Source organism: Bradyrhizobium sp., assembly GCF_016213215.1.
In the GTDB taxonomy this organism is placed as follows: Bacteria; Pseudomonadota; Alphaproteobacteria; order Rhizobiales; family Xanthobacteraceae; genus Bradyrhizobium.
This window is the reverse complement of the sequence record NZ_JACRAW010000083.1, coordinates 1-9,302: the sequence shown is the minus strand read 5'-3', so window position 1 is coordinate 9,302 and position 9,302 is coordinate 1. Positions and strand designations below refer to the sequence as shown.

Here is a 9,302-nt window from a genome sequence, read left to right as displayed (position 1 = left end):
CGGACCCTTGTACTTGTCGCCCTGGCGCCAGACGGTTTCGGTCTGGGGCTCGACGCCCTGGTTGGAGTCGAGCACGCAGACGGCGCCGTCGAGCACGCGGAGCGAACGCTCGACTTCGATGGTGAAGTCGACGTGGCCCGGCGTGTCGATGATGTTCAGACGCTTGCCGTTCCAGAACGCCGTGGTCGCGGCCGACGTAATGGTGATACCGCGCTCCTGCTCCTGCTCCATCCAGTCCATCGTCGCGGCACCTTCGTGCACTTCGCCGATCTTGTGGCTCTTGCCGGTGTAATAGAGGATACGCTCGGTCGTCGTGGTCTTGCCGGCGTCGATATGCGCCATGATACCGAAGTTACGGTAGTCCTCGATGGCATGTTGGCGGGGCATAGGGTCTTCCTTAAAAGTCCGAGATTCGCCTTACCAGCGATAATGCGAGAAGGCGCGGTTGGCTTCCGCCATGCGGTGCACGTCTTCGCGCTTCTTGACGGCGTTCCCCCGATTGTTCGACGCGTCCAGGAGCTCCGCCGAGAGCCGCTCGGTCATCGTCTTCTCGTTGCGCTCGCGCGCAGCCGAGATCAGCCAGCGGATCCCCAGGGCCTGCCGGCGGACCGAGCGAACCTCGACCGGCACCTGGTAGGTCGCACCGCCGACGCGGCGGGAGCGGACCTCGATGGTCGGCATCACGTTCTCGAGCGCCTGCTCGAAGACCGTGAGCGGGTTCTGCTTGGTCTTGTTCTCGATGATGCCGAGCGCGCCGTAGACGATGCTTTCGGCGACCGACTTCTTGCCGGCATACATCACCGAGTTCATGAACTTCGTAATGACGATGTTCCCGAACTTCGGATCGGGCAAAACTTCACGCTTTTCCGCAGAATGGCGACGCGACATGGAAGAGGTTCCCGCTTACTTCGGACGCTTGGCGCCGTACTTCGAACGACGCTGCTTACGGTTCTTGACGCCCTGGGTGTCCAGCACGCCGCGGAGGATGTGGTAGCGCACGCCGGGCAAGTCCTTGACGCGGCCGCCGCGGATCATGACCACCGAGTGCTCCTGCAGGTTATGACCCTCGCCCGGGATGTAGCCGATGACCTCGAAACCGTTGGTCAGGCGCACCTTGGCGACCTTGCGAAGGGCCGAGTTCGGCTTCTTCGGCGTGGTGGTGTAGACGCGCGTGCAAACGCCGCGCTTCTGCGGCGACTGCTGCAACGCCGGCACCTTCTTGCGCGACTTCTGCACCACACGCGGTTGTGCGATCAGCTGGTTGATCGTCGGCATCCTGGCCTTCACCCTTTTTCTTCGCGCGAGACCGTCACCGGTCCGCAAATTCTTCTCTCGGACTACCCGCCCGACGGGCCGCACCGCGCAGAAAGGTCCGCGCAAAGCGAAATTGCGCCAACCGCCCCATCGCTGAGCGGAAAGCGCTTCGACGCCACAGAGGACCGCAGTCTCGCGCCGATCAGCTTGCGCCGGCCGGCCAAACACCGAGGTCATGCATCCGAGTTCGATCTCAAGAGAACAGGCTCTTAAGAACTAAAATCGTCCTGGCATTGCCTAGCTATGATCGACAGCGTTTGAGCGGCATTCGTCGAGGTTGGTGCCTGCCCGGCGACCCGAGGGTGTCAGGGAGGTGTTCCGTTCCGACGCTGGCGTTGCTCACCGCCTGTCGTTAAGTGAGGCGCCTTTTATAAGTGGTAGGTAGCCAAGTCAAGGCGAAACCACATTCGAAGAAGCACTTCTTAAGCCCTTCAGAATTGGCCGCTTCCCGGCTCCAATGCGCTCCCTTCATATGGATCCGAGGGGCAGTTCCGCCTGTGCAGGCTTCATTTTTGCCCGCATAAAAACACCTCGACGGCCGATGCCAGACCGCTCTATCGCGCCCGGCCGCGCAGACGGCACCTAAATACCCTCACGCTGCCCTATGGCAGTCGCTCATCGACGCGATTCGATCTCCGATCGGCCCCGGCTCTTGACCTTCCGAGGCGGACCGGGGCGAATCTTGATCATTCCTCGTCAGTCGTCCTCATCATCATCCGCATCGGTAGCGGCCTGGCCGTGCGGCTTGTGCACCTGATCGTCCCAGAGCTTCCGGTAAGCGCCGTTCTTGGCGAGCAGTTCCGCGTGCGAGCCGCGCTCGATCGCCTTGCCGCCGGAAATGACGATGATCTCGTCCATCTCGACCACCGACGTCAGGCGATGGGTCGACCAGATCATGGTGCGTCCCTTGGCGACTTTCAGCAAGGTGCGGTTGATGGCTGCTTCCGTGGTCTGGTCCAGCGCCGACGTCGCCTCGTCCAGCAGCAGCACCGACGGGTTGCGGATGATTGCGCGCGCAATCGCAATGCGCTGGCGCTGTCCACCGGACAGGGTGTCGCCGCGCTCGCCGACCAGGGTGTCGTATTTCAGCGGAAGGCTCATGATGTAGCGATGGATCTCGGCCTTGCGGGCCGCCTCCTCCACCTCCTTGTCCGTCGCGCCTTCCTTGCCGAGCCGGATGTTTTCGCGGATCGACATGTTGAACAGCATGTTCTCCTGGAACACCACGGCCATGCTCCGGCGCAGCGATTCGAGCGTCACCTTCCGGATGTCGACGCCATCGATGGTCACGCGCCCTTCGTCGGGCACGTAGAGCCGCAAAATCAGGTTGAGCAGCGTGCTCTTCCCCGAGCCGCTCGGCCCGACAATGGCGATCCTCTTGCCGACGTTGAGCTTGAGGCTGAGATTGTCCAGGACCGGCGTTTCGCTGCCTTCGTACCTGAAGGTGACGCGCTCGAAGCTGATGTCGTGGCTGACGCGCGGCAGGTCCGGCGCACCCGGACGATCGCCGCCGCGGGTCGGCTCATCCAGCAGATCCTGGATATGACGCACCGCCGCGGCGGACTGGATCGACACCGGGATGAAGTGCATGACGTGGGCGATGTTATAGGAGACTTCCCAGAACGCGCTCTCGAAGGTGACGAAGGTGCCGATGGTGATCTGGCCCTTGGTGGCGAGATAGGCGCCAATCGCCAGCACCACCAGGTGCAGCAGCAGAACCGAGATCGTGACCGTGCGCTCGACCATGGTCGACAGGAACGTGGCCGACGCGATCCTGTCGCGCGTGTCGTTGTTGCGAAGGCTGAAGGCGCCCAGCATCTTGCGCTGCAGGCTGAACGCCTTGATCACGGCCTGAGCTGCAATGTTTTCCTGCACCACGCCAAGCAGCGCGGATTCGTTGACCTTCTGGTCGTAATTGGCCTGCACGGCCTTCGGCGTGATGATGCGCGGCCCGATCAGGGTGATCGGAAACACCAGGAGGGCGACCACCGCCAGCTGCCAGTTCAGGAACAGCATCAGGATGATGCCGGCAACCAGCTCGAGGAACGGCAGCGCGGCGCTGTTGACGAAGGTCTTGACCGCCCCTTCGAACGCCGAGAGGTCGACGGAAAAGCGCGACAGGATCTCGCCGCGCCGGGTGCGCCCGAAATAGGCTGCCGGCAGGTTCTGGACGTGCCCGAACAGCCGCGCCCGCACATCCGATATGACGCATGCCGCCAGTCGCGCGTCCCAGCGCTCGTACCAGACCGCAACGATCGAGGTGAAGATGCCGGCTACCGCCAGCACGCCGAGGATGCGGTAGAGCGCCTGGAAGTCCTCCTCGCCCAGCGCCTCGTCGATCAGGAACTTCAGGCTGAGCGGCATGATGACGTTGAACAACGTCTCGATGGCCACGCCGAGCGAGACGAACGCGAGCATCCTCTTGTAGGAGCTCAAGTACGGCTTGACGAAGCCATAGAACGTGGCGAGCGCGCCGGCCGCTTCCTTCGCGGTATAGACGACCAGGTCCTCGTCCTCGTCGTCATCATCGAGTTCTAGCTCGAGCTCGTCCTCTTCGGATTCGCCCTCGTCCAGGGGTACGCCCGTCTTGCCCCCGCCCGGGCCAGCCGGTGCAGCCGCAGGCTTCCTCCCAACAGCCAACTCCGCCGCGGCGGCGGGCTCTTGCTTGTCGGACGAAGAACGCTTTGGCGCCATGACACCAACCGGTGCTGCACGGTCGGCATGACCGCAAGAAACAGGGGAGCAGCGCAGCCGCTGCTCCTCATTTCTATGCGAACAAAGCCGGTTCGGCAAAGCAATTGGACGATCCGGACGGCCGCGCTAGTCCTCCTCGTCCTCGACCTTGTCAAAGAACGAGTAGCGCAGGCTGTCCGCGTCGGCATACCACTGCCCCGGCCCCTTGTTGGCCTTCAGCGTCGCGGCCCAAACCGCGTCGGTACAGTCGTTGCGATGCATCGAGAGGTCGAACCCGTTGTTGAAGAACAACTCGGACCACTCCCACCAGGTGCCGAGCTTCTTCACCCCCCGCAACAGGTCATAGCGATCGATCAGCGCCGGCGACATGTCCGAGGTCACCGATCCGAACACGATGCCGGTTCCGACCACGCGGTTGAACTCGCGGATCGCGCGGGCCACCTGCCTTTCGGAGACATGGCACAGGCTGGTCTCGAACACGAAGTCGAACTCGCCATCCTTGAACGGCATGTCGACGATCGTACCCAACTTGTTGTAGGGCTGCAGCGCCTTCGGCGTCCTGGCGTGGATGACGCGGTTGTTCTCAATGCCGTACGCATCGACGCCGCGCTCGCGCAACGCACCCACAAGTTCGCCGCTCGCCGATCCGGCAACGAGAATCCTGTACCCCTTGTCCCTCCCCCACACGATCCCGATCATGTTCATCAGGTAGTCGGGATCGGTGAACTGGGTCCATGCCTGACCGTACGGACCAACGCCGCGATATTTGTCGAAATAGTCGCGGTCGATCTTGTCCGACAGCCGCTGGTCGTCCTTCTCGCGCGCGCGGCGCAGTCGGATCGTCTCGGTGAGGATGATGTCGGTTGCGGCATCGGAGGAGTCGAGCAGCCCGTTCAGGGTGGAGTCGAACAGGTAGTCGCCGACCAGCACGAGGCCGGGATGGTCCTTCGGTTCGGGCCGGTGATTGGTCATCACGTCGCGCACCGGCAGGCCACCAGGAACCGCATTGACCGAGGACAGCCAGCGGTGGATCTTGCCTTCCATGAAGTGGGCGCGCGCATCGCCCAGCTCAGCGGGCAGCGACTTCACCGCCGCATCGATCAGCTCCTGGTCGGTGAGATTGGCGTAGGCCAGCGCGTCGGAGCCCGGAATAAGCCAGTTAAGCACGCCATGCCTGCCGACGTCGTGCCGCGAGCCCTCGTTGTAGACGCAGCAGCCGCCGAACGCCTCCGACATGAACCATGAGCCTGGGATCTTGTCGCCCCAGAACGGTTCGTCGAACAGGATCGAGACGCGCAGATAATGGGCGGGACGGTCGAAATAGGCGACATGCTTGACCATCGCCTTGCGCAGCCGCTCGCCTTCCCAGCCGACCGTCGCGAGCCAGGAGTGCGGCAGGCAGACAAGGACGAGGTCGAAGTCGCGCGTCTCCGGCCCCTTCCCGTTCATCATCTTCAGCTGGTAGCGGCCGGTCGTGGCCTTGCCGACCGCCAGGATACGGTGGTTAAGCTGGATGTCGGCGCTGACCTCCGATTGCAGGCACTCGATCAGCTGCTCGTTGCCGTTCTGGATGGAATAAAGGCCGATATAGCCGTCGATATCCATCACGTAGTTCTTGAGCGCGTTCAGCCCGTTGGTGTTGTGGCTTTCGGTCGCGATGTCGGAACGCGCCATCACCTTGAAGAAGCGCTTGGCGACGGGATCGCCGACTTCCTCGTCCAGCACCTCTTCGGCGGTCTTGTAGGCCCAGGGGTGCTCGTTGTCGTGCGCGCCGATGCCTTCGTAATATTCGATCGGCGTCACCATCTCGGTGCAGCGCTTGCGGAAAGCCTCGATCGCTTGCGCGGTCCGGGGGCCGTATTTCCGGCGCATGCCCGGCACGTCGTTCAGGAGTTCGCCGTCAATGTGCACCTGCTCGGCGTCCATCGGGATGGTCTGCAGCCCGAAATGCTGGACCAATTCGCGCAGCGGATCGGGACCGCTCATCGAGTAGTCGTAGATCTCGGCAACGCCGGCTTCGTACATCGCCGGCGCCGAATCGAACTTGCTTGTGACGATCTTGCCGCCAAGTCGATCCGATGCTTCGAAAATCGTGACGCGGCAGAGATCGCCGAGTTTACGCCGCAGGTACCAGGCGCTCATCAGCCCCCCCGGGCCGCCGCCGACGATTGCAAGCTCAAGCATTATAATTCCGTGGTCTCCGGCCGCCCCCCCTCGGGACCACCGGTAAATTGCTCATTAGCAGAAGCGCCTTTCCGCCTGAAGGGACGATGAACAAAGATCCCTCTTGCACCGCAACAGTCGCGCAGTGCAGCAAAAAGGCCGGCGAAAGCCGGCCTTTTCGGGTGTTTCCGTAGTCGTATAGAGGCTTTATTCGGCGGGCGGCAGCGCCACCGGCTCTGCCTGAGGGGCCGGCGACACGATCGCCGCCTGCTTTTCGCGCTCCTCGAGGATCATCTTGTCGCGCTTGATGGCGACTTCGCGGATCCTGGCCATGGAGGCGCCGGTGCCCGCCGGGATCAGCCGGCCGACAATGACGTTCTCCTTGAGGCCCTCGAGCGGGTCGACCTTTCCGTTGACCGCCGCCTCGGTAAGCACGCGCGTTGTCTCCTGGAAGGAGGCCGCCGAGAAGAACGAGCGGGTCTGCAGGCTCGCCTTGGTGATGCCGAGCAGAACCGGCGTACCCGTGGCGGGCTTCTTGCCCTCTTCCTTCGCCTTGGCGTTGATCAGGTCGAACTCGATCTTGTCGACCTGCTCGCCGGCGATCATGTCGGTTTCGCCCTGGTCGGTGATCTCCACCTTCTGCAGCATCTGACGGACAATCACTTCGATGTGCTTGTCGTTGATGAGCACGCCCTGCAACCGGTAGACCTCCTGGATCTCGTTGACGAGATAGGCAGCGAGTTCCTCGATGCCCTTGATCGCCAGGATGTCGTGCGGCGCCGGATTGCCCTCGACGATGAAGTCGCCCTTTTCGACGACGTCGCCGTCCTGAAGGTGGATGTGCTTGCCCTTCGGGATGAGGTACTCGCGCGCCTCCTCGGTCTTGTCGAGCGGCTCGATCGAGAGGCGACGCTTGTTCTTGTAGTCGCGGCCGAAGCGGACGGTGCCGGCGATCTCGGCGATGATCGCGGCGTCCTTCGGCTTGCGCGCTTCGAACAGCTCCGCCACGCGCGGCAGACCGCCCGTGATGTCGCGCGTTTTGGCGCTTTCGGTCGAGATACGGGCAAGGATGTCGCCCGGCTTGACCTTGGAGCCGACGTCCACCGAAAGGATCGCGTCGACCGACAGCATGTAGCGGGCATCGCCGCCACGCGCGAGCTTCTGGACCTTGCCGTCCTTGCCCTTGACCACGATCGCGGGCCGCAGATCCGCCCCGCCGCGCGACGAACGCCAGTCGATGACGACGCGCTTGGCGATACCGGTCGACTCGTCGAGCGTTTCCGAGATCGACTGCCCTTCGACCAGGTCCTCGAAGCCGATCGTACCTTCGACCTCGGTGAGCACCGGCCTGGAGTAGGGATCCCACTCGGCGATGCGCTGGCCGCGCTTGACCATGTCGCCCTCGTCGACGTGCAGGCGCGAGCCGTACTGGATGCGGTGGGTCGCTCGCTCGGTGCCGTCGGCATCGACGATCGCCACCACCATGTTGCGGACCATCGCGGCCAGGTGACCTTCACTGTTGCGCGCGACCGCCCGGTTCTTGATCACGACCTTGCCTTCAAAGTTGGATTCGACGAAGGACTGCTCGTTGATCTGCGCCGCGCCGCCGATGTGGAAGGTGCGCATCGTGAGCTGGGTGCCCGGCTCGCCGATCGACTGCGCCGCGATGACGCCGACCGCCTCGCCGTGGTTGACCGGCGTGCCGCGGGCAAGATCTCGGCCGTAGCACTTGGCGCAGATGCCGTTGGTGAGCTCGCACGTCAGCGCCGAGCGGATCTTCACCTCCTGGATGCCGGCCTGCTGGATGGCATCGACGTGGCTCTCCTCCATCAGCGTGCCGCGCTTGACAACGACCTTGTTGGTCGAGGGATCGCGGACGTCGTCGCAGGCGACACGGCCGAGGATGCGCGAGCCGAGCGAGGCCACCACCGTGCCGGCATCGACGATGGCGCGCATCTTGATGCCGAGCTTGGTGCCGCAGTCATCGGACGTGATGCTGCAGTCCTGGGCGACGTCGACCAGACTCCGCGTCAGGTAGCCGGAGTTGGCGGTCTTGAGCGCGGTGTCCGCGAGACCCTTGCGGGCGCCGTGGGTCGAGTTGAAGTACTCGAGCACCGACAGACCTTCCTTGAAGTTGGAGATGATCGGCGTCTCGATGATCTCGCCCGAGGGCTTGGCCATCAGGCCGCGCATGCCGGCGAGCTGACGCATCTGCGCCGGCGAACCGCGCGCACCGGAATGCGCCATCATGTAGATCGAGTTGATGTCGGCGTCCGCGCCCTTGGCGGTCTTCTTGGTCGCGGAGATTTCCTTCATCATCTCCTTGGCGATCTCTTCGGTCGCCTTCGACCAGGCGTCGACCACCTTGTTGTACTTCTCGCCGTGGGTGATCAGGCCGTCGTTGTACTGCTGCTCGAAATCCTTGGCGAGCGTGCGCGTCGTCTCTACGATCTTCCACTTGCCCTGCGGAACGACCATATCGTCCTTGCCGAACGAGATGCCGGCCTTGAAGGCGTTGTAGAAGCCGAGCGCCATGATGCGGTCGCAGAAGATCACCGTCTCCTTCTGGCCGCAGTGGCGGTAGACCTGATCGATCACGCTGGAGATTTCGCGCTTGGTCATCAGCTTGTTGATGATGTCGTACGAAATCTTCGAGTGCTTGGGCAGCACGTTGCCGAGCATGACGCGGCCCGGCGTGGTCTCGATCCAGCGACGGGCGTGCTTGCCGTTCTCGTCGGTCCCCTCCCACCGGTACTTGATCTTGGTGTGGAGGTGGATGACCTTCGAATGCAGCGCGTGCTCGAGCTCGGACATGTCGCCGAAGAGCTTGCCCTCGCCGGGCATGCCCTCGCGCAGGATCGACAGGTAATAGAGGCCGAGCACGATGTCCTGCGAGGGAACGATGATCGGCTGACCGTTGGCCGGATGCAGGATGTTGTTGGTCGACATCATCAGGACGCGCGCTTCGAGCTGGGCTTCCAGCGACAGCGGCACGTGCACGGCCATCTGGTCGCCGTCGAAGTCGGCGTTGAACGACGGGCAGACCATCGGGTGGATCTGGATCGCCTTGCCTTCGATGAGCTTCGGCTGGAAGCCCTGGATGCCGAGGCGGTGCAGCGTCGGGGCGCGGT

General features: G+C 63.3%; 6 protein-coding genes. All 6 read right to left on the bottom strand.

Translation table 11 applies throughout. The features are described 5' to 3' along the window. The coding region (locus tag HY852_RS14875; RefSeq protein ID WP_291605526.1) for a GTP-binding protein at positions 1-387 on the bottom strand (387 nt) is incomplete at its 3' end. A gap of 30 nt (positions 388-417) precedes the next feature. Beyond that, positions 418-888, bottom strand: a complete 471-nt coding sequence (gene rpsG / locus HY852_RS14870; protein WP_291605525.1) for a 30S ribosomal protein S7 — start codon at positions 886-888, stop codon at positions 418-420. A gap of 15 nt (positions 889-903) precedes the next feature. Then, on the bottom strand, positions 904-1,275 hold the full coding sequence (gene rpsL, locus HY852_RS14865) for a 30S ribosomal protein S12 (protein WP_291605524.1): 372 nt from the start codon (positions 1,273-1,275) through the stop codon (positions 904-906). Positions 1,276-2,010: 735 nt separating this feature from the next. After that, complete coding sequence (locus HY852_RS14860; protein ID WP_291605523.1) at positions 2,011-4,008, bottom strand: ABC transporter ATP-binding protein; 1,998 nt, start codon at positions 4,006-4,008, stop codon at positions 2,011-2,013. Between the two features lie 126 nt (positions 4,009-4,134). Continuing rightward, a complete protein-coding gene (locus HY852_RS14855; protein ID WP_291605522.1) occupies positions 4,135-6,192 on the bottom strand; it encodes an FAD-dependent oxidoreductase in 2,058 nt (685 codons plus the stop codon). 186 nt (positions 6,193-6,378) lie between these two features. Continuing rightward, the coding region (locus tag HY852_RS14850) for a DNA-directed RNA polymerase subunit beta' (protein ID WP_291605521.1) at positions 6,379-9,302 on the bottom strand (2,924 nt) is incomplete at its 5' end.